This is a genomic window from Prosthecobacter sp. GW821-HT29F12, assembly GCF_058803405.1.
In genome coordinates this window covers 3006790-3032032 of the sequence record NZ_CM179517.1, presented here as the reverse complement: position 1 = coordinate 3032032, position 25243 = coordinate 3006790, and the positions used below count along the sequence as shown (strand labels likewise).

The window sequence follows — 25243 nt, the reverse complement described above, 5'->3', positions numbered from 1 at the left end:
ACAAGGTTCAACGCTCGCCGAGATGCTGACGATAGAGAACATCCAGACGGTCCAGCATCGTATCAAGACTGTGATGATTCACGATAAACTCCTGTCCGGCGCGGCACATGGCCTGGGTTCGGAGCTTTTCCTCCAGGGTTTCACGAATGGCGGCGGCAAGCGCGGCGGCGTCATGAGGTGGTACGAGCCGGCCTGTTTCACCATGCTTGATAATGCTGGGAATGCCCCCGACGTCACTGGCTACGACTGGAACTCCAATGGCCAGGGCTTGCAAGCCTGACTGGGGAATGGCTTCGTGGAATGAGGGAATGGCAATGATGTCGAGTGCCCGCAAGATTTCGGGGACGTCTTCCCGGTGGCCTAAAAACGTGAATTGATTACCCACCGAGAACTGTTCGACCACGGAATTCACATATTCAAGCGCTGGTCCTTCCCCGGCAATGATGCAGTGGACATGAATTCCATACTGAGTTTTGAGCAGATGTGTGGCCTCTGCCAGGACTTGAATGCCCTTGGCGGCACGAATCACCGTGATCATGCCAATAAGGGGTGTTTGCGGCGGCGGCAGGCAGGTTGAAAAATCTGCTTTGGGACCCTCCGGGTTGAATCGTTCGAGATCAACCCCTGTAGGCAGGGTTGTGATGCCACCCGGGTCCAGATCGAAGGTGGAAATCAGCGAACTGGTGATTTTAGGGCTGGTCGTAATGATGTGATGACTCCACTCTTTATACATCAGTCGGCTGAGCGACTTGTTCGGAATGGGAACGTCAAAATGGCGGCTGCGGATGATTAGTGGTACTCGTGCGATGCGCGCCGCGAGGGTCAGCATCCAGCCATCCCGTGAACTGTGTGGATTCACGATCTCGATGCGCTGGCGATGCAGCCACCAGGCAAGTCTGAGGACGTGAAACGGCAGCAGGCTGCGCTGGTTGAAGCGCTGGGCCAGGACATGCACCCCAGCCTGGCTGGCGCGTTGATAAATTTGGCTGTCCTCCGGGGCGATCAGCCAGACTTCGCTGCCGCGGCGGCGGAATCCGTTTATTTCCGCCAGAATTCGGTGTTCCTGACCTCCCCAGCCAAGGGAGGCTTCGGAGTGGGCAATACGCCAGACGCGTTTGAGAGAAATTGAATCAGCCATGAAGTCCACGCTGCTCTATTCCTCAAGCAGCATGGAGCCAACACCTTTTTTGGCGTGAAGTTTCAAGTAAAAGTCAGCTTTGCACGGATGCAGTATTTTTATACCGCCGGGCGTTCAATATAGCGTGCATAGATGTCATCGAGACGATCCAGCATGGTGTCGAGACTGTGCTGATTTTCCACCATTTCGCGGCCGGCCCGGCACATCCGCTGGTTGCTTTCCTGCTCGTCGATCGCTTCAGCGATGCGTGTGGCGAGAGCTTCGGAATCGTTCATCGGGAAAATGCGCCCCGTAGTGCCATCCAGGACGATTTCCGGAATGCCGCCACAGTCACTGCCGACCACCGGTGTACCACAGGCCAGCGCCTGCAGGCCTATTTGCGGTATTCCTTCATGCTTGAAAGAAGGAATGCATAGCACATTCAGCGCACGCAAAACATCCGCAATGTCTTCACGATGTCCGGTGAAGTGCACGCAGTCCCCCACACCATGGGCGTTCGCCATGTTGGCGAAAACTTCGATTGGGGCGCCGCCGCCGACGACCACGTATTGAAATTCTCGGCCTGCCTCGCGCAATTTTCGTATCGCAGCAAAGAATACTTCATGGCCTTTCCATGAGCGCAGCACGGAGACCATTCCAATAACGGGTGGTGCCCCAGGTCCGCTTTTCACTGGCAGTTCGGCTTTGGGGCCCTCGGGATGAAACTGCCTCACATCAATGCCGGTTGGCAGCGTCGTGACGCGATCCTCAGGCAGTCGAAAAGTGGTGCGGATATAATCAGTGATTTTCCTGCTCGTCGTCAGCGCATGATCCGCAAGTGTTGTGAATTTATGCCTGCTGATGGTTGGCGTACGATCGATCACGTCTATGTGCCGGGTGCGGAGCAGCAGGGGCACACGGTACAGCCGTGAGGCCAAGCCTGCCAGCCAGCCATCACGGGAGCTGTGAGTATTGACAATCTGGATCCGCTCACGTCTCAAAGTGAGCGCCAGTCGCAGCAGTTCAAGTGGCAGCAGCCTGCGGTCAAAAGTGCAGGCGTGGGTTGTAATGTCTGTCTCTCGAGCACGCTGCAAGATCTGGCTCTTTGGATGCGCCAGCAGCGAAACTGAGCAACCGCGTTGCTTGAAGCCGATCAGTTCTGCCATGACACGGTGCTCCTGCCCCCCCCAGCCAAGGGAGGCTTCGGAATGAAGAATGCGCCATTGGTGGGACTGAGTCGCAGCCATGATTTAAACAGTTGTGGAATGGTTTGTTACCCAGGTTTTCTGGTGAAGAATGCCGAAATATTAAAAACAATAACGCCAGCATGCTAAAAGTATTATGCTTAGAATATCAATGTCATTAAAATGTAATGCTGAGCATCGCAAAAAATATTTGATTATGCTTTCATTCTTTAAATGAGATTCCAAAAAAGTGTCATTAGGGAATCAATTCGTTTTATATTTGATAGTGGCTCTTCATGAATCCGGTTGGTCCTCCTTTTTGGAAAAAAGTTCTCGCAAGCCTTCTGCCTTGCCTTCATATCATGTTTTCACATTTCTGATCTTTACATGACGTCATCAACCATCGGTATCATCGGCTTGGGCTATGTGGGTCTGCCTTTGAGCCTTCAGTTTGCTCGGACTGGCAGCACAGTGCTGGGATTCGATATCGATCCCGCCAAAATCAAAGCCTTGGAGGCTGGTGAGACCTACATCCTCCACATCTCTTCTGAAGCCGTGCGTGCTCAGCGCGATGCGGGGCGCTTTTCCGCCACCACAGACTTTTCTCGTATTTCCGAATGTGAGGCCATCATCATCTGCGTCCCCACACCGCTGGCGAAACACCGCGAACCTGACCTCACTTATGTAATGGACACCGGTCGCGCCATTGCTCCCCATCTGCAGCGTGGCCAACTGGTGGTCTTGGAGTCCACCACTTATCCAGGGACAACGGATACCGAACTCAGGGAGGTTCTGGAAGCTGGTTCCGTCCTCAAAGCCGGGGTGGATTTTCATCTCGCCTTCTCGCCAGAACGCGAGGATCCGGGCAATCCGCAGAGCGATGTGGCGGTGATTCCGAAAATCGTCGGTGGCTTCACCCCTGCATGCCAGAAGCATGCACTGAGTGTTTATGGCCGGGCGATCAAGACTCTCGTCCCGGTGGAGTCCTGTCGTGTTGCGGAAGCGGTGAAACTGACAGAAAACATCTTCCGGGCTGTGAACATCGCCATGGTGAATGAACTCAAGGTTGTCTATGCCGCCATGGGCATCGACATCTGGGATGTCATTGACGCGGCGAAGACAAAGCCGTTTGGCTTCATGCCGTTCTATCCAGGTCCCGGACTCGGAGGCCATTGCATCCCGATCGATCCCTTTTACCTCACTTGGAAGGCCCGAGAATATGGTCAGGAGACTCGTTTCATCGAACTCGCCGGTGAGGTCAACACCGCCATGCCTGCTTACGTAATTCAGCGTGTGGGGGAGGCTCTGGCCTCGCTGCACCTGACCATTCGCGACAGCCGCATCCTCATGATTGGCATCGCTTACAAGTCCAACGTCGATGATGATCGCGAAAGCCCGGCCTATGCGCTTTGGGATCTGCTCGAACAGCAAGGCGCGGAAGTGGATTACCACGATCCGCACGTGCCGGTGATCCGGCCATCACGTGAGCATGCTCATTTTGCCGGACGGCAGAGCGTCGCTCTTGCGGCAGGCACGCTGGCTGATTACGACCTCGTGCTGGTGGCTACCAATCACAAGGCGGTGGACGCAGCGCTCATCGCAGAACACTCGCGGCTGGTGGTGGATTCACGCAACGCGCTCAGTACCCTGATGAAGGGCAAACCCAATTATTTTAAAGCATGAAGGCTCTCGTCACAGGTGGTGCAGGTTTTATTGGTTCTCACATTTCCGAGGCACTCTGTCGCAGAGGTGCGGAAGTCATTGTTCTGGACAATCTTTCTCTTGGCAATCCCGCCAACCTCCATTGGAAACAGCCCGGTGATAAGATCGACCTCGTTGAGGGCGATATTCGCGATCAAGCCCTGCTGGCAAAACTGATGCCTGGTATTGACTGGGTGTTTCATCAGGGCGCGCTTCCCTCGGTGCCGCGTTCAGTCGCTGAACCGCTTGAGAGCAACGCGCAAAACTTGGACGGCACGCTGAACGTGCTGCTGGCAGCGCGCGATGCTGGCGTGAAGCGTCTGATGTTTGCATCCTCGTCCTCCATCTACGGAAACGCAGACGTCCCTGAAAAACATGAAGGACTGCCCGTTCAGCCGCTTTCTCCCTACGCGCTGCAAAAGTATGGTGGCGAGCGCTACTGCCAGCTCTTTTATCAGCTCTATGGCTTTGAAGCCATCGCGTTGCGCTACTTTAATATTTTCGGTCCACGCCAGGCTTTTGATTCACCCTACTCCGGTGTGATCGCGAAGTTCTGCACCTTCATGCTGGAAGGCAAGCCACCCGTGATCTTTGGTGATGGCAGTCAGGCCCGCGATTTCACCTTTGTGGACAATGCCGTCTCCGCGAATTTGCTCGCCGCCGAGGCTCCCGCGGAGAAGGCTGCAGGCAGGGTCTTCAACGTTGCCGCCGGGCACTCCATCGACCTGATCCGCCTCGTGAAAGACATCAACCAGCTGACCGGCCAGGAACTGCAGCCAACGTTCGAACCGGCACGTGCAGGAGACGTTCTGCATTCGCTGGCAGATATCAGTGCCGCCCAGAAAGGATTGGGCTACCAGGTGACTGTCTCATGGGAGGAAGGCCTTGCCCGTACCTTGGATTTCTACCGGGCAATCCAAGCGTGAAGAGGCTCGACCTGATGGAGAAAAACAAAGCCATTCCGACGATCCACTCAAAATAGAATCAGATTAATGACCGTCTTAGTTACAGGAGGCGCCGGTTTTATTGGCGCCAATCTGGTGCGCCAGCTGATTCTGGAAACAGATCACGAGATCGTTAATCTTGACAAGCTGACCTACGCGGGAAATCTAAGTTCGCTGGAGGGAGTGCTCGATCATTCCAGGCACCATTTTGTCAAAGCGGACATCAACAACGCTGCCGCCGTGGAGGCGGTCTTCCAGAACTTTGGCATTAATGCGGTCATGCATCTGGCGGCTGAAAGCCATGTGGACCGTTCGATTGACGGCCCGCAGGAATTCATTCACACGAATGTGATTGGCACGTACAACCTGCTTCAGTCTTCACTGCGCCACTGGCAGGCAAAGCAGGGCCATGAGCGCACGGACTTCCGGTTTCTCCATGTTTCGACCGATGAGGTTTTCGGCTCGCTCAAACCCGAAGATCCTGGCTTCACGGAAACAACCCCGTACAAGCCGCATTCGCCCTACAGCGCCAGCAAAGCTGCATCGGATCATCTGGTCAGGGCCTGGCACGACACGTATGGTCTGCCCGTCGTGGTGACCAATTGCTCCAACAACTACGGACCATACCAGTTTCCCGAAAAGCTCATCCCCGTGGTCATCCTCAAATGTCTGCGGCGCGAGCCGATCCCCGTCTACGGTAAAGGCGAGAATGTGCGCGACTGGCTGGCTGTGTCAGACCACTGCAGAGCACTGCGGATGGTCCTCGAAAAAGGAAGGGTTGGAGAGACTTACAATGTGGGAGGAAACAACGAATGGAGCAATCTTGAGCTGGTCAGAAAGCTTTGCCAGCTCGTGGACGAATTGATCGAGCCTCCTTCCCCCAGTGAAAACCTCATCACCTTTGTCACTGACCGGCCCGGCCATGATTTAAGATATGCCATCGATTCGTCAAAAATTCGCACGGAGCTTGGCTGGCAGCCTCTGGAGTCGAGAGAGAATGGATTTCGTGAAACGGTGCGCTGGTATCTGGAACATCGATCCTGGTGGGAGGATATTCTGATGAAAAAGAATCAGGGATTGCAACGAATCGGTGCTGCCGAAAAAAACATGGCCAACAAGCCCTCCTAAATCACCTATGAAAGGCATTCTCCTCGCCGGTGGCTCCGGATCTCGACTGCGCCCCGTGAGTCAGGCAATCAGCAAACAATTGCTGCCGGTTTATGACAAGCCGATGATCTACTACCCTCTTTCCGTGTTGATGCTCGCCGGAATTCGCGAAATTCTGGTGATCTCAACTCCGGAAGACCTGCCCCTTTACAAGCGACTGCTCGGCAATGGTTCACGCTTTGGCATTCAATTGAGCTTTGCAGAGCAGCCACGCCCAGAAGGTCTGGCGCAGGCCTTTCTCATCGGCGAAGACTTCATTGGCAGTGACGGTGTAGCGCTCGTGCTTGGAGATAATCTTTTCTATGGCCAGGGGTTCTCACCTAAACTTCACGCAGCGGCTGCACGGCGGAAAGGGGCAACCATTTTTGGTTATCAAGTGAACGACCCGGAACGTTTCGGCGTGGTGGAATTTGATTCGAATGGGGATGCCAGATCCATCGAAGAAAAACCCACCCGCCCCAAATCCAACTTTGCTGTCACCGGATTGTATTTTTACGACAACGATGTGGTGTCGATTGCTAAAACGGTCAAACCTTCAGCACGGGGCGAGCTTGAAATCACCTCCATAAACCAGGAATACCTGTCGCGCGGGCAGTTGCATGTGGAGAGGCTTGGACGCGGGCACACCTGGCTGGACACCGGCACTTTTGATTCGCTGCTTGAGGCCGCCCAGTTTATTCGGACGATTCAAGAACACCAAGGATACTTGGTGGCCTGCCTGGAGGAGATCGCTTTTCAAGCTGGCTGGATCGACAAGGAAACCGTGCAGGCTACTGCCGCAGAGATGGGTGGAAACGCCTATTCGCAGTATCTGCTCAGACTCATCTTAACCCACTCACCGGCCTAAAAATGCGTCTCGCCGTCATGCAGCCCTATTTTCTGCCTTACATTGGTTATTTCCAACTGATGGCGGCTGCGGACCGGTTCGTATTTTTGGACGACGTCAATTATATCAATCGTGGCTGGATCAACCGCAACCGTCTGCGCACACCGCAAGGCCCCGCATGGTTCACCCTGCCTTTGATCGGAGCCAGCCAGAACCGGCTGATATGTGAGCTGGACATCAAGCCCGATGACGGCTGGAAGCGGTCTTTGGAGCGCACCATTTCGACGACCTATTCGAAGGCTCCCTGCTATGCTGAAGTCTTCCCGTTGTTTCAGAGTTTTTTGGCTGCCGCCTCTGGGAATTTGGCGCAGTTTTTGAGTCAAAATTTGCAGGAGGTTGCCGCATGGTTGGGACTGGCCACGCAGTTTGTGCCCTCATCAAGCATTTACCCCAAGGGGGAGTTGAAGGGCCAGCAACGCATTCTGGACATTTGCCTGCGAGAAGGTGCCGAGACCTACATTAATCCACCCGGTGGGCGCGAGCTGTATGACTCCCCCGTTTTTACCGCCGCTGGGGTGGAGTTGCAGTTCCTCAAACCGGAGCTGAAAAATCTGCAGCTCGACTCAGTGGGAGACGACGGGCCGGTGCTTTCTATCCTTGATTTGATGATGTACAACTCCCAAGAGTTGCTGCGTCAGGCCGCATGCACTTTCCAGGTGGAAACAGCCTGCCCGACTTCTCCTTTATCATGACTCTTGAAAAAATATTCGCCGAGGTGTTCGCCATCCCTGAGAGCAGTGTCGCGGACACTCTGGAGCTGCGCCAGATCAGCAGCTGGGACTCCATGTCTCACATGTTCCTCATCACTCGTATTGAGGAAATTTTCTCCGTGCAGCTCACAGGTGATGAGATTGCCGACATGAAGAGCGTCGGGGATGCTCGTCGCTCGCTTCAAGCTCATGCCGTCGCTGTATGATCGTCAAAGATAGCGCAGTTTTGATCACCGGTGGTGCTCGCGGCATCGGCCGGCATCTGGCCGAACGTTTTCTGGCTGACGGAGCCCGGGTGGGCGTGATTGATCGTGATGAAGCATCCTGCGCCGAACTGCGCGAGACCTCCGGCGGCCAGATCCAGGCATGGGCCTGCGATCTTACTGATGCGGATGCCGTGGACGTCACCCTGCGGGCCATCTTCGATGCAGGGCTGGTGCCGGACCTTCTCGTCAACAACGCCGGCATCATTCACAGCGAGCCGCTGGTGAACATGCTCTCCCGCACCGAACGCGTTCATTCGCGTGAGGCTTGGCGGCGCGTCATGTCCGCGGATCTCGATTCTGTTTTTTATGTCACCAGCCGCGCCGTTGATCTGTGGCTGGCTCGCCGCCACAAAGGCACGGTCGTTTCCATCAGCTCCATCTCCGCCCATGGCAATCCCGGCCAGTCCGCTTATTCCGCAGCCAAGGCGGGCGTCAATGCCCTGACCCAGACCTGGGCCAAAGAGCTGGGGCCTCTGGGCTTCCGCTTTGCCGCCATCGCTCCCGGCTTCCTGGACACTCCTTCGACGCGCGCCGCCCTGAGCGAAGCGATTATCACCCGCCTTCAGCAGCAGATCCCGCTGCGCAGGCTCGGCGGCGTGGAGCACATTTACCTGAGCGCTCGGCACATTTTGGAAAACGACTACCTCAATGGCCTGATCCTGGATGTGGACGGCGGACTGGTCCTTTAACCCTTGAATCGAATGGCCTTCATTTCGAATCTCCCCATCGCCTTTGCCGAAGTCATTCGCAACCAGCCAGAGCGCACCGCCCTGTGCTATCCTGCCACCGGTGAAAAGGTGACGTATGCCGAGCTCGCGGCGAGCGCCGATGCCACCGCCGGAGTGCTGCACGCGCGTGGATTGCGGCAGGGAGATGTGGCGGCGTTTTTCCACGACAAAAGCCCCGCCGCCTACGCTGCTATGCTGGCCTGCCTGCGGCTCGGCATCATCTATACCAATCTGGATGCGGACAGTCCTTGGGAGAGGCTGCGGAAAATCTTGGGCAGCTGCGAGCCGCGCCTGATCATCAATGCTTTCGAGCAGCTCCCGCATGCGGAGGCTCTGAATCTTGCCGGCCATGCCGACGTGCTGCATCTGCGGCAGCTCCCGCCTGCGCAGGTATCGGCAGAAGCGCTGCCGGATGTGCGGGGGATCAGCGGTGCCTCTCCGGCCTACATCATGTTCACCTCGGGCTCGACCGGCATGCCGAAAGGGGCCGTCATGTCTCATGCCAATCTGCTGCTGTTCATCGCGTGGGGCAGGGACCGTTTTGGCATCACGAATGAGGACGTGCTCACGAATGCCAATCCCATCTATTTCGACAATTCGGTCTTCGACTTCTACACGGCCATCTTTTCCGGCGCCACCCTGGCTCCCATCACCAATGCGCAGGCACGGGATGCCCGCCTGCTGGTCAGACTGATCAATACGGCGAACTGCACGGTGTGGTTTTCAGTGCCCTCCCTGCTGGTGTACCTGCTGACCACGCGTGCGCTGGGTGCGGCGGATTTTCCCAGCATCCGGAAGATCATCTTTGGCGGGGAAGGCTTCCCCAAGCCGAAGCTCAAGCAACTTTTCACGCTCCTCGGGCATCGCTGTGATCTTGAAAACGTTTACGGTCCCACCGAATGCACCTGCATCTGCTCCGCCCACACCATCACGAGTGATGATTTCGAGGACATGCAAAACCTCGCGACGCTCGGACCGCTGGCGCAGAATTTCGATCATGAAATCCTGCCGCTGGATGAGTCAGACCCGCATTTCGGCGAGCTGTTCCTACGCGGGCCGCAGGTCGGCTTGGGCTACTACCGCGATCCCGAGCGCACCGGCCGCGCCTTTGTGCAGAATCCACGACATCAGGATTACGCAGACGTCGGCTACCGCACCGGTGACCTGGTTCGCCGGGACGAGCGCGGGTGGCTCCACTTCAAAGGCCGTGCCGATTTCCAGATCAAACACATGGGCTACCGCATCGAGCTGGAGGAGATCGAGGCTGCCTTGTCCACCTTGCCGGGAGTGAAGGAGTGCGCGGTCATCTATCAGCGCCTGGGAGAAGGCATGGGGCAGATCCTCGGCTACGCCGCCATGCCGGAGAGCGTCCCCTCGGAAGCGCTGGTCCAGCAGGTCGCGGCCATCGTGCCGCCCTACATGGTGCCTCGCCGCATCACTGTGCTGGACACCTTGCCAAAGAACGCCAACGGTAAGATTGACCGCGTCGCCCTCTTGGCCCTCGCTTCATCCCCTTCATGAAACCAATCATTCTCTTTGGCACCGGCAAAATCGCCGAGATCATGCTGTACTTCCTGCGCAATGATAGCGACCGCACCGTGGTCGCCTGCACGGTGGACAGGGCCTACATGCCGGGCTCGGAGTGGCAGGGGCTGCCCGTGGTGCCGTTTGAAGAACTGGCCGCGACTTATCCTCCCGACCAATATGAGGTCCTTGTTGCCTTGGGCTATCAGGACATGAACGAACTGCGTGCCGGCAAATGTGCCGCGGCGCGCGCTCTCGGCTACACGCTGGCCTCCTACGTGCACCCCCAGTCCGGCGTGCCGAAAGATTTGGTGCATGGAGACAACTGCTTCATCATGAACCAGGTCATGATCCATCCCTGCGTGAAGCTCGGCAGCAATGTCTTCGTCTGGAGCGGAGCGATGATCGGCCACCACAGCACCATCGGAGACAATGTCTGGCTCACTTCCTGCGCAAATGTCTCAGGCGTGGTCACTGTGGGTGCCGGTACCTTCCTCGCTGTGAACAGCACCATCGGCCACGGCGTGAAAATCGGCCAGCGCTGCTTCATCGGCGCCAATGCCCTCGTGACTCAGGGCACGGAAGATGATCAGGTCTTCGTGAGCGCAAGCACCAAGCCATTCCGCCTGAGCAGCCAGCAGTTCATGCGCATGTCGCGCTTTTCCGATCTCTAAAACACGATCCGTTTTGCCTATGAATCCTTCCGAACTCAAATTTTTCATCAGCCCGGTCACCAAGCTGCCTCTCACCTTGGATGCCTCCAAGAATTCGCTATCCACAACGGCGGGTGAGCAGTTTGGTTTCCTGGACGGCATCCCCGATTTCGTGCCGGCCGAAGGGCTGGCAGCCAAAGCACGTCAGGCGCAGTCATTCTACGATGACCGGTCTGAAAACTACGACCAGTATCTTCATCTGACCTTTTACACCCACGGCGAAGATGAAGGCGTCGTGCGTAACCGGCTTGTGGACAATCTTGAATTGAAGCCGGATTCCAAGGTGCTCGAGATTGCTGCCGGCAGCGGACGGGATTCGGTGATCATCGCTTCCCGCCTCAACGCCAGCGGGCTGCTCTGCCTTCAGGACATCTCCGCGGGCATGCTGGCCAAAGCGCGAGCCAAGCTCACCGACGTCGAGGTTCCCGTTTCTTACTCCCTTTCGGACGCCACCAGCCTGCCATACGCAGATAACAGTTTTGATGCTGTCTTTAGCTTCGGCGGTCTTGGTGAGTTCCCAGACATCGCCAAAGCTCTCGCTGAAATGGTTCGCGTGTGTCGTCCCGGCGGCAAGGTGGTTGTCGGCGACGAAAGCATCCCCGTGTGGCTGAGAAAAACAGAGTTCGCGAAAATCCTGACCACGACCAATCCGCAATTCATGGCGCCGCTGCCTCTTGAGCATCTGCCAGTGGAGGCACGGGAGGTCTGCGTGCGCTGGATCATCGGCGGCGTGTTTTATACCATCGACTTCCGTGTTGCAGAAGGGGAGCCGTCGGGAAATTTCGATTACCCCATTCCAGGTCCCCGTGGTGGCACCCTGCGCTCTCGATATCTGGGCCAGCTGGAGGGAGTCAGCGTGGAGACCAAAGATCTTGCGCACAAGGCCCGTCTGAAAAAGGGGCTCAGCATGCATGACTGGCTTGAGTCCGTTGTCCATGAGGCCGCAGTGCGCGATCTCCAAGAATGATGTCTTGAATTCATGAGCATCAATTCGACACCCCTGGAATGGCATAAAATCGGGCGCATATTCGGTCCTGCGGAGGGGGCTCCGTGGATGAAAAGCCATGCCCAGGTCCCCACACCTCTCGTCATTGAGAAAGAGGGAGTCTTGCGTGTTTATTTTTCATCCCGCCCAGATCGCGGAATGAGTTTGACCAGTTACGTGGATCTCGACCTGGCAGATTTCACAAAGATCGTGAACGTGAATCAGCAGCCATTGCTTGAACTTGGCCGACCTGGCACCTTTGATGAACACGGGATCATGCCGTCATGCGCTGTTCGCACCGGTGACCTTGTTTACCTGTACTATAGTGGCTGGAGCCGCGCTACTTCCGTTCCTTATACCAATTCCACCGGGTTGGCGATCAGTGAAGATGGCGGCAAAACTTTCCGTCGTGCTGGAGAAGGTCCTGTTCTCGCGAAATCGTTGCATGATCCTTGGTCAGCCACCTCTCCGTTTGTCATGAAAACCGGCGATCAGTGGCGAATGTGGTACTGCGCTGGCACAGGCTGGGTGCAGGTGGATGGAAAGTACGAGCATGTTTATGATATCAAAGAGGCTGTCTCTTCTGACGGTATAGCCTGGACCCCTCTTTGCCGCTCTTCTATTCCAGCGACGGAGGGTGAAGAGGCGCTGACCCGGCCATGGATCATGCCTTTCGGTGATTCGTGGCGCCTGTGGTACTGCCATCGTCGTTCCAAGGACTTCCGGGATGGGGCTGGTGCCTACCGCATCTCATCTGCAAGCTCGCCGGACTTGAATTCATGGACGCGCATCGGTCGTGACGGCCCGGTGGGAGCAGGGGAAAATACATGGGACTCAGCAACACAAGCCTACCCGGCTCTCTTTGAGTTTAACCAGAAGCTCCATATGCTTTACAACGGTAACGACTTTGGCGCGGATGGCTTTGGCATTTGTACAGCTGAACTAGCATCATAAAATGAAGATAGCATTAATTACAAATGCGGGTGGAGGGCAGCTGCAGACATGCCTTTTGGAAGAGAAATTTAGGTCTCGGATTCACGCTGTCATCTCCGATAAAGACGACAAAAATTTGGAAATTGCAAAATCGCATGGCATTCAAAGCTTGATCGCGAGAGGCGAGACCAGTTCTGAATTCAACGAGGCATTGTCGACTCTGATGGATGAGCACAAGTTCGATGCGCTGATCTCTTTCGGATTCACCCGGCTGTTTTCAGCCGCCTTTCTTGCGTCCTTCAAAGGGACTGTATTCAACTCTCATTTTTCGCTTCTTCCGTCGTTTCCAGGGAAGAGGGGGGCGGATTGGACGACAAATGTGCTGCCTCCCAAGGCCATTTTTGAACGTGCGATTCTGTATGGAGCACGGTTCATCGGAAACACGATTCACATTGTGGACCAGTCAATTGATGGCGGGCGGCCTGTGATGCAGTCCTGCCTCCCAGTTCCTTACGAATACAAGAAAAATGAGCTCAGGCACGAGTTGTTCATTCAAGAATGTCGATGCCTGATGCAATTCGCACTATGGTTAAGTGACGGGCGGATTTTGATCTCCGAAAACGAGGCTGTTGTTGCCAATGCTTCATTCGATCAGGGGTGGTACTCTCCGGCGCTCGAAGAGGAATGGATCAAAAGCTTCACGCCCGTAAATCGGGCAGCTTAGGAGCTGTTATAAACAGCCTGTTATTATAAATAGTTTATCAATAGAGTTCATGAGTTTCAATCAAGGCAATTCACTGTTTGTCGGAACGCCGAATATTGGAAATCAGGATGTCTTTCTTTCGCGCACAGTGGATGCTTTAAAGCGCCGCTGGCTCTCCAATAATGGAAAGTATGCGCAAGAGTTTGAGGCGGCTGTATCCAAATTTCTGGGGGTGAAGCACTGCATTGCCATGTGCAATGCCACAGTCGGGTTGGAGATAGCCATTCGTGCGCTGGGGCTTTCTGGCGAAGTGATTGTGCCGTCATTCACATTCATTGCCACGGCGCATGCACTGCAATGGCAGGAGATCACCCCGGTGTTCTGCGACATTGACCCCGTGACCCACAATATTGACCCCGCAAAGGTTGAGGCGCTTATCACGCCGAGAACAACGGCCATCATGGGCGTGCATCTCTGGGGTCGTGGTTGTGATGTCGAGGCACTGCAAAGAATAGCTGACAAGCACGGCCTGAAGCTTCTGTTTGATGCTGCTCACGCTTTTGGTTGTTCGCACAACGGGCAGATGACAGGTGGTTTTGGCAATGTTGAGGTTTTCAGTTTCCATGCCACCAAGTTCATCAACTCGTTTGAGGGAGGCATGGTTACCACCAATGATGATGAACTGGCGCTGCGACTGCGGCGAGTGACCAACTTTGGATTCTCGGGCTATGATCAGGTGGACTGCATAGGCACCAATGGCAAAATGAACGAGATCTCCGCAGCCATGGGGTTGACTAACTTGGAGAGCATTGATGAGTTCATTGCCATTAATCGTGCCCATCATCGCCGGTATCAGGAGTTGCTGGACGGCCTGCCGGGTCTCTCGGTAATGCCCTACGGTGAGGCTGAACGCGGCAATTACCAATATGTGGTCATAGAAATCGAGTCGGACCTCGCCGGTATCAGCCGCGATCTGCTGGTGTCACGCCTGCACGAACAGGGGGTTATTGCCCGACGGTATTTTTATCCGGGCTGCCATCGCATGGAACCTTATCGCACTTTGTATCCGCTCGCAGGGAATCATTTGCCGGAAACAGAGCGGCTTACGCAACGTCTTTTCTGTCTTCCTACAGGAAGCGCCCTCACTGAAAATGATGTGGAATCTGTTTGTCACATCATCGGTAATATCATGTCTGAGGCTCGCAATGGACCTGGGACTCGTGAGCCGTGAGATTCATGAGCTTTTAGCTTGGTGAGATTGCGTCTGCCCGCCGGTGGCGATGGGCGAATGCTGAAGTCTCGGGGCAAAATCTAAAACACGTCACAGGCGGCTCTTGGCTTCCTGTCAGACAGCGACCTGTAGCGACCTGTGTCATCATTGACATCTGGCCGCGCATTTCCAAAGTGAAGTTCCTCGATCGCATGTTGAGGGAGCGTCGGTGATATGAAAACTGAGTTCCGGTTGAGTGGGCTATTGGCCGCCAGTGCATTTGCATCGGCAAGTCACGAACATGCCTCCAAGATGTTTGAAAACTGCTGCGAAATGAATTTATGGCCGACGGCTCATGGCTGGGGTGGATGCTTCCCGAAAGAGTCAGTGTGAAGCAGGAAGTCATTGGACAAGTAAGCGGCATTGCTGCTTCTTTCGTTGCAGCAGGAAAATAAAAACACCACGAGAACATGAATCAGTTGGCGCCAATTGGCATATGTACTTACTCAAGACTGGATAAGTTAAAGCTGACGATTGATGCCCTGAAGCGTAACACTCTGGCAACCGATTCAGAGTTGCACATTTTCTCAGATGGACCCAGGCAAGGTGACGAGGAGAAGGTTGGAAAATTAAGGAGGTATCTTGAGACGGTGGATGGCTTCAAAAAGGTCGTTCTTAATCTTCCGGTCGAGAACAATCAGTTCCAAAACACCCACTTGGCCCATCGCAATTTAACGGAAATGTATGGGAAAAGCATCTTCATGGAGGATGATAATATCACGTCGCCGCATTTTCTTGAATACATGAACAAGGCCCTGGCTTTCTATAAAGATAATCGCCGGGTTTTTTCCATAGGCGGGTACGCTCCTCATGGGGTCTTCGACAAGAAAGCCTCCGCAGATGTGTTTTTCTCAAGGATGTTTTGTCCTTGGGGGGTGGGAATTTGGGCGGAGAGTTTCCAGTTATTTGGCGACATTAACTGGGGCGAAGTGTTTGAGAGGGAAGCTGACAACCAAAGGCTGATCGCGGAATTGTCCTATCTCGGAAAGCATCTATCCAAGAGATTTAAAAGGTGGCGGGACAAAGGGATGAAAGCGGATCAATACCACCTTGCCGGGGATCTGCTCATGACGATAACGATGATTAAGAATCGGATGTTCACGGTGGTGCCTGCGAAATCGTTGGTGAAAAACATCGGTCTTGATGAGTCGGGCCTGCATAGCGGCGTTCATGATGTCCGCTTCGATGTTCCCGTCGATCCCAATTTTGTGCCCAAACAATTCACCGCAGAAGCGGTGGCTAGCAGAAGGCTCTGTGACGAGCAGTATATTCTGAACAGCTATTCAAAAAAGCAAAAAAGCGCCATCCGTTTTTACTATCTGCTGATTCGTGAGATTAAAATCCGTTTCAGCCGTTTTCTAGGATCATCAGATGCTTTTTTGAAGTCTCACTAGGACGCAAATTACAGCTATATCGCTATGCGCTTTTAAGCCTTAAAACCAGAGAGCAGATTGATTGGTGCGATGTTGTTGAACATCCACTTGTTTACACGGCGTTTCAAACGGGAGCTGGAGAGGGTGTTGAACTTTCGCATGCGCCGCTTGGCCGCTCCTTTGTAGTGCAGGGCCAGCGCGCGCACCCACTGGTTGCTCGTGAGATATCGGAGGTAGGGGACGAGTTTTTCGCCTTCTTCGCGCCACTGCACGCGCTTCAGTTTCTTGGGGCCGGGCCAGCGTTCGTAGCCGTCGGCCTCAGACATGGTCTGCTCCAGAATGGCATCATCCCAGACCATCTGGCTGCTGACCTGCTCCGGGTGCAGGCGCCGGTGTTCGCCCAGACCCGTCATGTCGCAGAAGTACTGCCGCGCCGCCAGCCAGTCGGTTTTCACCCAGGTGCGATGAAGATCGGAATCAAACAGGCCGGAGAGGGTGGCTGTTAGACCGGCGATTCCTTCTTTGCGAAACACCGCCACATGCGGGTTGCCACTCGTTCCGTAGTAGCACACCGCTGGCGGAGGCAGCAGCCTTTGGGTGAGGGCCTGCGCAGTGTCAAAGATCATGCAGTCACTGTCGAGATGGAGCGCGGTGTCAGAGCCGCAGGCCAGCATGGCTTCTTTGAGCAGGAACCACCGGCTGAAGCAGAACCGCTCAAAGCCTTCCGGATTGCCGGAGGTGTGGACGTAGGATTTTTGAAAAGCCTCCAGCTCAGTTTGCGGCAGGTCCTTGATGGCGACGAGCGTAACCTCCAGCCGGCCAAACTGCGCATGTGAATGATCACCGATCAAGAACAAGCGCGCGTCAGGATTGAAGACCCGGGTGTTCTCCAGGGAGCAGAGGAGATAGCGTGGGATGGGGCCGCGATGGACGTAGTAGATGTCCGTCGGCGCGTTGTCCGGGGGGCTGGGCGTGGCAGAGTTCATGGGGCCAGGATGCTTTGATATAAACGGCTGTACTGCACGGCTTGAATTTCCGGCGCATGATTTGCATGCGCATAGGCCTGAGCCGCCGCGCCCATCTCCTGCAGGGGCCATCGGCCGGCACGCGACTCTTTGATCAGCCGGGCCAGTCCGGCCGGTTCCTGACTGGGAAACAGCAGGCCGGTGAGACCATGCTGGACTCGTTCAGGGATGCCGCCAATCCGACTCGCCAGGGGAGGTGTCCCTGAGGCCATCGATTCCAAAACGGTCAGCGGACCCGTGTCTCCCTTCGTTGGGCAGATGAAGAGATCCATGGCGGCATAGAGCGCTGCCATCCGGGCCGGGTTGCTCACAGAGCCGAAGGTGCGCAGCGTCAGGCCCGGCAGGGAAGGGGACGCGGGCTCCTGCCCCCAGATGGCGAGACCGAGGCCCCGGCAGTCGATGCTGGCCAGGGCTCTCCAAAGCACGTCCATGCCTTTGCGGTTGTTGTTCCAGGTGGCGCCGACGCCGAGCCAGAATAGATCCTCGCTAAGGCCCAGCTCGGCACGGCTTGCTTCACGGGAGGGGGCGCTGAGAAACTCCGGCCGCACCACATGGGGAATCATCTCTTCTCGTGTTTTAAAGCGGGAGATCAAAGGGTGCATGACGCGGCTCACATAGTCCGAAGGCGCCACCAGCGTGAGGTTGCGGCGCTGTAGCAGCAGTTCATCGCGAGCCCGCAGCAGTGTGGCTCTTTTTCTGCTGCCGATTTCATAGCGGTCTCGGAGGCCCGTGGTGTGCTCGATCCATGAGCAGGCATGGCCTTTGATGGGCCAGAGATCGTGGATGGTCCAGATCAGCGGGATGTGCGGCTCAATCTTTAAAAGGGAGCCGTGGTAGAGATCTGCGGAATGGATGTTGTGCACATGGATCAAGTCCGGGCGTGCTGTCTTGATGGCTTGGTATAAAGCCTGTTCATGCCGCTTGGTGCGCCAGCGCGCCGCGAGGGAACGCGAGAAATTTTTCACCAGTCTCTCCAGCGGAGGTCTCTTCACGGAAGGTGCCAGGGAGCGCTCGGAGACCAGCCCTGTGAACAGCCCCTCTTTTGCAGGAGGTGAAAAATGCCAGCGTTCGATCTGATACTCGGCGCGCTGCGCGAGGTCATTGGCCAGCATGTTGGCCAGTGTGGCGGCTCCGCCATTGATATGGTCGGAGAGCAGAACGATTTTCGGCTTTTTCATACCCCCATGAGATAAGACTTCCACAAGGGGTAGGTGCTCGTGGTGGAGTAGTGCGCTTCGAATGCCGCTCTGGCATGGCGGCCCAATGCCTCGCGCTTGGGGGCGTCATTGACCAGGCAGGTCAGGCAGGCGTGCCATTCGGCGGGCGTTTTGGCGAAGGCAATGGCACCTGATTCGCGGTCCAGTTCCAATGCGCCAGCCTGCGGGGTTGCCACCGTGGGAATCCCGGCCGCCATGTACTGCAGTGCCTTGATAGGGGACTTGCCTTGAGAGAAGGCGTCCACGGGGAGCGGCAGCAGACCGATGTGGAACGTTTCGACCGCCGCAGACTCGCCGCCTTGGCGCCACGGCAGATGGATGTAGGGCGTGGCGGCAGAGAAGTCAGGCTTCTTGCCGCAAAAGACGGCCAGCTCCACCTCGGAGTGCTCGCGCATGATCTGAGCGAGCACTGGCTCCAGCGTTTCCAGGTAGCGCAGATTCACCGGAGCACCTGACCAGCCGATGCGGATTCTGCCGGTGGATTCGGTGGCAGCAGGAGGCGGCCAGTCTGCCGGGTTCAGGGCCATGGGCAGCACCTGCGCATTGGCCCCGAGTGCGGAGAGATGATGGGCGATGTAGTGATTGGCCACGAGGGCCACATCGGCTGCACGAACGATGCTCCGCAGCCGCCGGTTGGTGCGCCAGCGCGTCCACCAGCTATGCTTGCGCCCATGGGGGTGCCAGGTCGCGTCATCAATGTCGAACAGCAGCCTTTTCGCATGGGCTCTGAGGGTCCGCACTTGTGACGTGGAGAACAGTTTTTTCTGCACCAGCACGGCGTCGTAGCCTGCGATCTCAGCAGACGGAGGCAGCGTGCCCGGAGGGGCCACATCATACCTGAGGCCATCCGCCCTCAGCATTTCCAGATACTGGATCACCCGGTAGTGGGTGCTGGCGCAGGACGTATCGCCAAAGGGGAGGACGAGAATTTTCATGTGCGTTGATAAAGGGCGTGGGCGAGCACCTAACCACACTCCGCCACAGGCTCACAGCAATATCGCTCCCGTGAAATCCTTAACGCTAAGTCTCCGGACATCCCTTTCTGTTGAGCAATACACAAGCCATGGCTGGCAGTTTATGAAAGGAGATTCAGGTCCGTTGCTTTGTGGCGGAGAAGGCCGCTCTTCAGGACTACAAATCCAGCTGGCAGGTATTGCGGCAGATGATGACGACGTAGGCGGAGTTCAGGGTCTTCGCGATGTAGGATTTGTAGCCGTTTTGCTCCAAATAGGAGCTGAGCAGCTCCCACATGTAGACGTCCCGGAAAGCAATGTCCTCAATGATGACCACGCCGTCCGGCTTGATCATTCCCAAGCCGAATTTGAGGGTGAGAAGGTTGGCGTGGGCCATGTGGAACCCGTCATCAATCACGACGTCGAATTTCTCAGGTGACAGGCTTTTTTCCAGATCTTGGAAAGTCGACCACTTGGTTTGATCGACATAAAACGTTTTGATTCGATCTTCGGTAAAGAGGATCCGCTTGTCGATGTCGGCACCATAAATGCGCGCATTGGGCATGAAATCCCTGAAAGCTCTCAGGGAGGCTCCGGGCTTGCCCTTTTCGCCCATGTTGGATAGAACATCGATGTTGTTGGTTCCCAGCCCGATCTCGAGCAGCCGGGTCTCAGGGCTTGAGCGGATCTTGGACAAAATGCGTCCATAAATTCGATGGTAATTGTGTTTGGTCGTTTTGTCGCTGCCATGCTTGCCCAGGAGGGCTCCCAGCTCAGCCACATCGACAGGCTCCGTGGCTTCCCGGGCGGAATAGTCAAGATGGCACGCGGGAGTGGGAGCTTTCTGGGAGATGAGGTCGAGAACACCCGCAAAATTTGTCAGCGTGTCTTGATGAATGGCCTGAATTTCTTCGTCGGTGAAATCCTTGTACCGGACGTCATAAATCATGGTCTTGACGAATTTGGCGAGCTTCGGCGGGTTGATCAAAAACCCGCTTAATCTCTTAAAATTCATCGCCGATAATAGTAAATCCGTGCGTCCCATAGAAGGGGCAATAGTTGCTGGATGAAGGGTTTGTCAACCTTTCAGAGCGGGTATTAGAGGTGGCAATCTTCAAGCCTGAGCAGGCTTGTCTCTTAAATGTCGGAAGGACGATATTTTAGAGGGCTGAGGGGGGCAGGGAGAGGAAATTCGCTGCGGCGGTTTTCACCTCCTGAAGCGCGGAAATTTCGTCCGATTTGAAGTGAACGATTTGATGCCGGGTTTTCCAAGGGTGCCAATTGCAGACGGCGGAGTCCGGACCAAACAGGGCCACCGTGGGGCAGCCCGTGGCGGCGGAGAGATGCATCGCTGCGGTATCGACTCCGACAAACAGCCGGGCCTGGTACATCAGCCAGGCCAGATGATGCCAGCGGATTTTTCCTGCGGTGCTCGTGCATCCCGCTCCGATGGCCTGGGTCAGGCGCTCGCCGAGGGCGATCTCCTCCGGGTCCGGCCCCACACTGATGACGATCTGATGATTTTGCGCGATCAAGAATTTCCCCAGACTGGCCCAATGAGCGTCCGTCCAGCGCTTGCGCTGCCAGCGTGTGCCTGGATGAAAAATGACCAGAGGCTTTTCCGGAGAAAGCTCAATGGGCGGCGGACTGGTGCGGCTTTTTTCAAAGATCAGCGGCCCGGGCTCCTGCTGCGGGAGATCGATGAAGTCTTTGGCGTTCAAGAAATCAGCCTCCACCCGGTGGATGAATGACCAGTCGCTCTGCCCCAGGTGAGTCAAAAGCTTTTTCCAGGGCCAGCCGATCTTGTAAACGAAGGCGTTGGCGCAGCGCTTTTTGGCGCCGCTCAATGCGACGACGGTGCGTCCACGGTCATTGTTGCCCAGCTCAATGGCCACGTCATAGCGTTCACGACGGATGGCGGCCTGCAGACGCAGCGCGTGCAGAAAGCTCAGGGCGGAGCGTTTGCTCTTCTCAGGCGAGACAGTGGTGTAGATCTTGTGGATGTCCGGGCAGCCTTTGAGAATGCTTTCCGTGCCTGCGCGCACCACGACGTCGATCAGTGCCTCAGGGAAGGCTTCTTTCACCGCCTTGACTGTGGGGGTCAGCAGCAGGGAGTCTCCGATGTGGCGGAGTTTGACGAGGAGAAGGCGCATGGGGAAAGGGGGATGATGAGGCTCGTTGCAGGGAGCGGCGGCTTGAAACCACTACTGAACGAGCCTCTTCACATTCTCAAGCCTCGCATGGAGATCCTCCCTTGGAAAGAGAAAGGAGCCGTCCGCAGTGCGTGGGGTTTTTGAGTACAGCGAGAGGCCCTGGTTGCCGCAGATGTTGGCGACGTCACGGAAGGCATCTCCCCATGAATCGGGCCCGTGGCCGCCATCCAGATTGATATAGACCGAGTTTCTCGCAAACAGCGCCGTGGCCAGCGCCTGTCCCAGCGGACCGACGACCACCGGTGCTGCTGAAATCAGGGCGATCTGCTCGTCCAACGGGGTTTTGGAAAGCTGGATGGAGCGGCATGAGCCAAACACCCTTTCGACCTCGGCGACCGCTTCGTCTTCATTGAGCAGGTAGCGGTTGGGCGCGTCTTTGCGGGACAGGAACAGCGCGGGGCCGGTTTTGGCTTGGGGACGGTGGAAGTACTCGTTCATGGCCCGGTAGTCCTGCGGGCGGGAGAGGCAGTCGTGCTTCCCGCGTAGCTGGGGGATGTAGTAGAGATCGTTGCACCGTGTGGTGCCGTCTCCGCATTCGATCATCTGATCCGGGGCACCGCCAGTTCTTGTCAGGTAGCGGGACTGCCACTTCAGATGCCCCTTGGCGACGAGGATCTTAAAATCCGGATTCAGCTCCTGCATCTTTTTCTGTGCGGCCAGCCACCGGGGCATGTGCTGAAACAGGAAGTGCCCATGGTTTTCGTGGTCCCGGCCGGAGAGATGGAACAGCGGCATGCTCAGCCGGTTGGCACCGAGGTAAATGGGCTGCCGCACCTTTTTCAGCGGAAGATAATCGAGGCTGGGGCAAACGCGCAGCCACCTGCCGTCTGACGTGAAAACATTGGCCTGATCGCCAACGATGGTGGCGTTTTGGACGCGGTACAGATTGACGGTGGGCCAGCGAATTAGCGTGGACATCGCCGTCTGGTTGTTCAACCGCGCCTCCAGCTCGCAGGAGATTTCCTCCGAGCCTGCTTCGATCAGCGGAATCACCGTGACGTCCTTGGAATTCGCCGGAGCAGATTCGATCTTGGGATAGAGATGAACTGCAGACCGTAGATTCGCATAGAGATCATGTATGCGGCGACGGAAGGATTTCATGGCATGGATGGAGGAGCATCATGGGAGGTGGCTCCCATTCCCCCTTTTTTCACAGGGTTGAAAGGTGAATGGATGCGGCTGAAGTCGATGCGTGAGATGGGCGTTTCCTTCTTTACTACAAAGCAGACAATCCCCCCCGTGCAACCAATTAACAGTTTGCGGATTGTGCCTCGACGTATTCAATTGAATGCCCGTCTTCATGTCATCGATCCCCAACACGCAGAATGCTGCCACTGTCATCTCGTCTTGTGATGCCTACTCAGATTTGTGGCCCCTCTTTTTCCATTTTTTCTTCAAGCATTGGGGGAATCCCCCCTTTCCGGTTTATCTCATCACCAATCACCGCCACTACAAAGATCCGCGGGTGATCAGCATCCCGGTGGGCGAGGACAAGAGCTGGTCTGACAATCTCATCAATGCGCTGAAAAGCATCCCGGAGGAAAACCTCTTCGTCTGGCTGGATGACTTTCTGGTGGATCGCGACATCGACAGCGCTGCAATGACCGCGTGCATTGAGCAGCTCGACCAAGTGGGTGGCAAGTATCTGGCGGTGGACCAGTTCGGTGATCTGGGCGCGCCAGTCGAGAACAGCTGGCTGCGCTTGATCGAAGGGGGCAATCTCCGTGCGGGCCTCAATCTGTCACTGTGGAAGAAGACCTTCCTCAACCAGGTGTTGGAGCCTGCCTGCTCGATCTGGGCTGCTGAAAGCCGCCTGCGCAAGCTCAACCGCGAAGGCGAGGCGGGTTTGTATTACTTGAAAACCGAGACCCCCAAAGTGGTGTCCTATGTGGAGGGTGTCCGAGGGCAGTTCTGGAAACCGCAGGGCATTGCCTATCTGCGGGAGCAGGGCATCAAGGCGAACCTGAAGCGGCGGCCGTTTCCGCCGCAGGGAAATGATTTCCTGTCCAAGTTTTTCAGAAGCTGCTACAAGCGCAGGATGAAATCGCAGTCGGTCAAAGAAGTCCGTGCAGCGTTGGAAGGGAAGGGGCTTGAAGTGCTTCCTTTGCAGGGCGTGTCCTGATTTGACACAGGACGTTGGCAGCAAGCTATTAAGAGATAGAGACCGCATCATCATGGAAGTCGAAACAGACAACTCATCATTTGAACTCCTCGACAGCGGCGGCGGGCGTGTGCTTGAAAAGCTCGGGGCGCTGGTGTCCTCCCGCGCCTGCCAGCCAGCTTGGTGGCGGCGCAAACTTCCTGGAGCGGAATGGCGCAAGGCCGTGGAACTGAAGCGTGAGTTGAAGGAGCCGCTGAAACTGCGCATCGGAACGTTGCGCTTTTTGCTTTCTCCTCTGGGCGGCGTGCGCAGCCTGGCTCCTGAATTGCAGGAACTTTGGGCGAAGGCTGGCGCGCAGTGCTCCGCTTTTGCTGAGCAGCAACGCCGTCCGGCGCGTGTGCTGCATCTGTTTGGCGGGGCCGGTGGTTTCACGCTCGCAGCTGCGCAGGCCGGTGCGGCAGTGGCCCATGTGGATGTTTCGGCAGATGCGATCAAACGCGCGCGTGAGCACGCTGCGCTCAACACGCTGGCCAATCGGGACATCCGCTGGGTGGTGGACGATCCGGTGAAATTCGCGCAGCGTGAGCGCACACAAACGACCCGCTACGATTTGATCGTGATTGATCCGCACACTCCCAAGGATGCCAAGCGTGGCAGCTTTGAGCTCGAGCGTGATCTCGGCGCCTTGCTCAGCACGGTCAGCGGTTTGCTGTCCGACAAGCCGATTGGCGTCCTGCTTTGCTGCCGTCAGGGGGCGGTATCGCCCACGACATTGCAGAATCTCATGCGGCAGGAATTCAACGTTTTCGGCGGTGCCGTGGAGAGCGGTGAAATTTTGCTCAAGGGCGCCGAGGGAGTTCCTGCGGTGCCGAGCGGAGTGTTTGCCAGTTGGCGCAAAGCAGCTTGAGGAAAAGGAGCGTGTAGTTTGTCCTGATCATCTGGCCTTATTGAAGCCAGTGCATGCGCGACTATCAGCGCGGCTTAAGCGCATTTAAATAAGTACGCAATAGAGGGGCATGGGAATGAGGGAAGCTTTACCGGTGGAAATGACAGAGGTGCCAGATCCTTCAACCAGTCTCATTCCTCAACTCCATGAAAATCAAACAAGTGGATCTCCGCCCATCAGGGTTCAGTCTCATTGAACTCTTGGTTGTGATTCTTATCATCGGTTTGATTGCAACGATCATCGTGCCGAATCTGGGGTTTCTTGCAGGAGAGGCGGACAAGGTGAAAGACAAGCGCAATGCTCAAAACATCATGCTGGCCTATACCACAGGTGTGGCGGCTGGTGTGGTCTGGCCTGAAGGAGATGTGGCAACCCAGGTGGCCGCTGTCATCGAGGGGCGAAAACCAGCCAGTGGTTCACTGGCCACCATGATGTTTCAGTCTTCCGTTGCTCCTGACACCGTGCCAGGGACTTATCTCTACATTGGTATCAGACCCAGTGGTGAACTGTTCTTTGATGCATCTGGTGGGCAGAGCCCCGCTGGTCATTGAGTCGAGCGGGGAAATCAAACAGACCGCAACTCA

At 56.1% G+C, this 25243-nt stretch carries 25 protein-coding genes; 17 read left to right on the top strand and 8 right to left on the bottom strand.

The window, feature by feature from the left end:
- Positions 1–7 precede the first annotated feature (7 nt).
- Complete coding sequence (locus tag AC3RLQ_RS12580) at positions 8–1138, bottom strand: glycosyltransferase (protein ID WP_493037554.1); 1131 nt, start codon at positions 1136–1138, stop codon at positions 8–10.
- 98 nt (positions 1139–1236) lie between these two features.
- Positions 1237–2364 carry a glycosyltransferase family 4 protein gene (locus tag AC3RLQ_RS12575; protein WP_493037552.1) on the bottom strand — a complete coding sequence of 376 codons (1128 nt, stop codon included), beginning with the start codon at positions 2362–2364 and terminating at the stop codon, positions 1237–1239.
- A gap of 324 nt (positions 2365–2688) precedes the next feature.
- On the opposite strand from AC3RLQ_RS12575, the gene AC3RLQ_RS12570 reads away from it, so the two are divergent.
- The 14 genes from AC3RLQ_RS12570 to AC3RLQ_RS12505 all read left to right on the top strand — a co-directional run bounded on the left by AC3RLQ_RS12570 (position 2689) and on the right by AC3RLQ_RS12505 (position 16225).
- Positions 2689–3984 carry a nucleotide sugar dehydrogenase gene (locus AC3RLQ_RS12570; RefSeq protein WP_493037550.1) on the top strand — a complete coding sequence of 432 codons (1296 nt, stop codon included), beginning with the start codon at positions 2689–2691 and terminating at the stop codon, positions 3982–3984.
- Positions 3981–4928 (top strand): SDR family oxidoreductase, encoded by a 948-nt coding sequence (locus AC3RLQ_RS12565; protein ID WP_493037548.1) that lies wholly within the window; start codon positions 3981–3983, stop codon positions 4926–4928. Before AC3RLQ_RS12570 ends, AC3RLQ_RS12565 begins: the two co-directional genes overlap by 4 nt.
- Positions 4929–4994: 66 nt before the next feature.
- Positions 4995–6074, top strand: a complete 1080-nt coding sequence (rfbB, locus tag AC3RLQ_RS12560) for a dTDP-glucose 4,6-dehydratase (RefSeq protein ID WP_493037546.1) — start codon at positions 4995–4997, stop codon at positions 6072–6074.
- 7 nt (positions 6075–6081) lie between these two features.
- The gene (gene rfbA / locus AC3RLQ_RS12555) at positions 6082–6960 is read left to right on the top strand and encodes a glucose-1-phosphate thymidylyltransferase RfbA (protein ID WP_493037544.1); all 879 of its coding nucleotides are present in this window, start codon (positions 6082–6084) and stop codon (positions 6958–6960) included.
- A 17-nt stretch (positions 6961–6977) separates the two neighbouring features.
- Positions 6978–7691 (top strand): WbqC family protein, encoded by a 714-nt coding sequence (locus tag AC3RLQ_RS12550; RefSeq protein ID WP_493037542.1) that lies wholly within the window; start codon positions 6978–6980, stop codon positions 7689–7691.
- Complete coding sequence (locus tag AC3RLQ_RS12545; protein ID WP_493037540.1) at positions 7688–7915, top strand: acyl carrier protein; 228 nt, start codon at positions 7688–7690, stop codon at positions 7913–7915. Before AC3RLQ_RS12550 ends, AC3RLQ_RS12545 begins: the two co-directional genes overlap by 4 nt.
- Positions 7912–8664: an SDR family NAD(P)-dependent oxidoreductase gene (locus AC3RLQ_RS12540; protein ID WP_493037538.1), complete on the top strand. Its 753-nt coding sequence runs from the start codon at positions 7912–7914 to the stop codon at positions 8662–8664. The genes AC3RLQ_RS12545 and AC3RLQ_RS12540 overlap by 4 nt, the downstream gene beginning before the upstream one ends.
- Before the next feature lie 12 nt (positions 8665–8676).
- Positions 8677–10224: an AMP-binding protein gene (locus AC3RLQ_RS12535; protein ID WP_493037536.1), complete on the top strand. Its 1548-nt coding sequence runs from the start codon at positions 8677–8679 to the stop codon at positions 10222–10224.
- On the top strand, positions 10221–10901 hold the full coding sequence (locus AC3RLQ_RS12530; RefSeq protein WP_493037534.1) for an acetyltransferase: 681 nt from the start codon (positions 10221–10223) through the stop codon (positions 10899–10901). Before AC3RLQ_RS12535 ends, AC3RLQ_RS12530 begins: the two co-directional genes overlap by 4 nt.
- 19 nt (positions 10902–10920) lie before the next feature.
- Positions 10921–11907: a class I SAM-dependent methyltransferase gene (locus tag AC3RLQ_RS12525; protein ID WP_422316445.1), complete on the top strand. Its 987-nt coding sequence runs from the start codon at positions 10921–10923 to the stop codon at positions 11905–11907.
- A 12-nt stretch (positions 11908–11919) separates the two neighbouring features.
- Positions 11920–12879 carry a hypothetical protein gene (locus AC3RLQ_RS12520; RefSeq protein ID WP_493037532.1) on the top strand — a complete coding sequence of 320 codons (960 nt, stop codon included), beginning with the start codon at positions 11920–11922 and terminating at the stop codon, positions 12877–12879.
- 1 nt (position 12880) lies between these two features.
- The gene (gene purN / locus AC3RLQ_RS12515) at positions 12881–13582 is read left to right on the top strand and encodes a phosphoribosylglycinamide formyltransferase (RefSeq protein WP_493037530.1); all 702 of its coding nucleotides are present in this window, start codon (positions 12881–12883) and stop codon (positions 13580–13582) included.
- Positions 13583–13631: 49 nt separating this feature from the next.
- Positions 13632–14792 carry an aminotransferase class I/II-fold pyridoxal phosphate-dependent enzyme gene (locus tag AC3RLQ_RS12510; RefSeq protein WP_493037528.1) on the top strand — a complete coding sequence of 387 codons (1161 nt, stop codon included), beginning with the start codon at positions 13632–13634 and terminating at the stop codon, positions 14790–14792.
- A 449-nt stretch (positions 14793–15241) separates the two neighbouring features.
- Complete coding sequence (locus AC3RLQ_RS12505) at positions 15242–16225, top strand: hypothetical protein (protein ID WP_493037526.1); 984 nt, start codon at positions 15242–15244, stop codon at positions 16223–16225.
- 32 nt (positions 16226–16257) lie between these two features.
- Here AC3RLQ_RS12505 and AC3RLQ_RS12500 read toward each other — a convergent pair whose 3' ends face one another.
- The 6 genes from AC3RLQ_RS12500 to AC3RLQ_RS12475 all read right to left on the bottom strand — a co-directional run bounded on the left by AC3RLQ_RS12500 (position 16258) and on the right by AC3RLQ_RS12475 (position 22713).
- Positions 16258–17190, bottom strand: a complete 933-nt coding sequence (locus AC3RLQ_RS12500; RefSeq protein WP_493037524.1) for a hypothetical protein — start codon at positions 17188–17190, stop codon at positions 16258–16260.
- Entirely contained in the window at positions 17187–18407 is a 1221-nt protein-coding gene (locus AC3RLQ_RS12495; RefSeq protein WP_493037522.1) for a glycosyltransferase, read from the bottom strand. Before AC3RLQ_RS12495 ends, AC3RLQ_RS12500 begins: the two co-directional genes overlap by 4 nt.
- Positions 18404–19381, bottom strand: coding sequence for a glycosyltransferase family 4 protein (locus tag AC3RLQ_RS12490; RefSeq protein ID WP_493037520.1), 978 nt, complete (start codon positions 19379–19381; stop codon positions 18404–18406). The genes AC3RLQ_RS12495 and AC3RLQ_RS12490 overlap by 4 nt, the downstream gene beginning before the upstream one ends.
- Positions 19382–19577: 196 nt before the next feature.
- On the bottom strand, positions 19578–20348 hold the full coding sequence (locus AC3RLQ_RS12485) for a hypothetical protein (RefSeq protein WP_493037518.1): 771 nt from the start codon (positions 20346–20348) through the stop codon (positions 19578–19580).
- Positions 20349–20559: 211 nt separating this feature from the next.
- Positions 20560–21552 (bottom strand): putative lipopolysaccharide heptosyltransferase III, encoded by a 993-nt coding sequence (gene rfaQ / locus AC3RLQ_RS12480; protein ID WP_493037516.1) that lies wholly within the window; start codon positions 21550–21552, stop codon positions 20560–20562.
- A 51-nt stretch (positions 21553–21603) separates the two neighbouring features.
- A complete protein-coding gene (locus AC3RLQ_RS12475; protein ID WP_493037514.1) occupies positions 21604–22713 on the bottom strand; it encodes a glycosyltransferase family 61 protein in 1110 nt (369 codons plus the stop codon).
- A 199-nt stretch (positions 22714–22912) separates the two neighbouring features.
- On the opposite strand from AC3RLQ_RS12475, the gene AC3RLQ_RS12470 reads away from it, so the two are divergent.
- From AC3RLQ_RS12470 to AC3RLQ_RS12460, 3 genes are all read left to right on the top strand, one after another.
- On the top strand, positions 22913–23734 hold the full coding sequence (locus tag AC3RLQ_RS12470; protein WP_493037512.1) for a hypothetical protein: 822 nt from the start codon (positions 22913–22915) through the stop codon (positions 23732–23734).
- A gap of 52 nt (positions 23735–23786) precedes the next feature.
- The gene (locus tag AC3RLQ_RS12465; RefSeq protein ID WP_493037510.1) at positions 23787–24620 is read left to right on the top strand and encodes a class I SAM-dependent methyltransferase; all 834 of its coding nucleotides are present in this window, start codon (positions 23787–23789) and stop codon (positions 24618–24620) included.
- Between the two features lie 185 nt (positions 24621–24805).
- Positions 24806–25210 carry a type II secretion system protein gene (locus tag AC3RLQ_RS12460; RefSeq protein ID WP_493037508.1) on the top strand — a complete coding sequence of 135 codons (405 nt, stop codon included), beginning with the start codon at positions 24806–24808 and terminating at the stop codon, positions 25208–25210.
- Positions 25211–25243 lie beyond the last annotated feature (33 nt).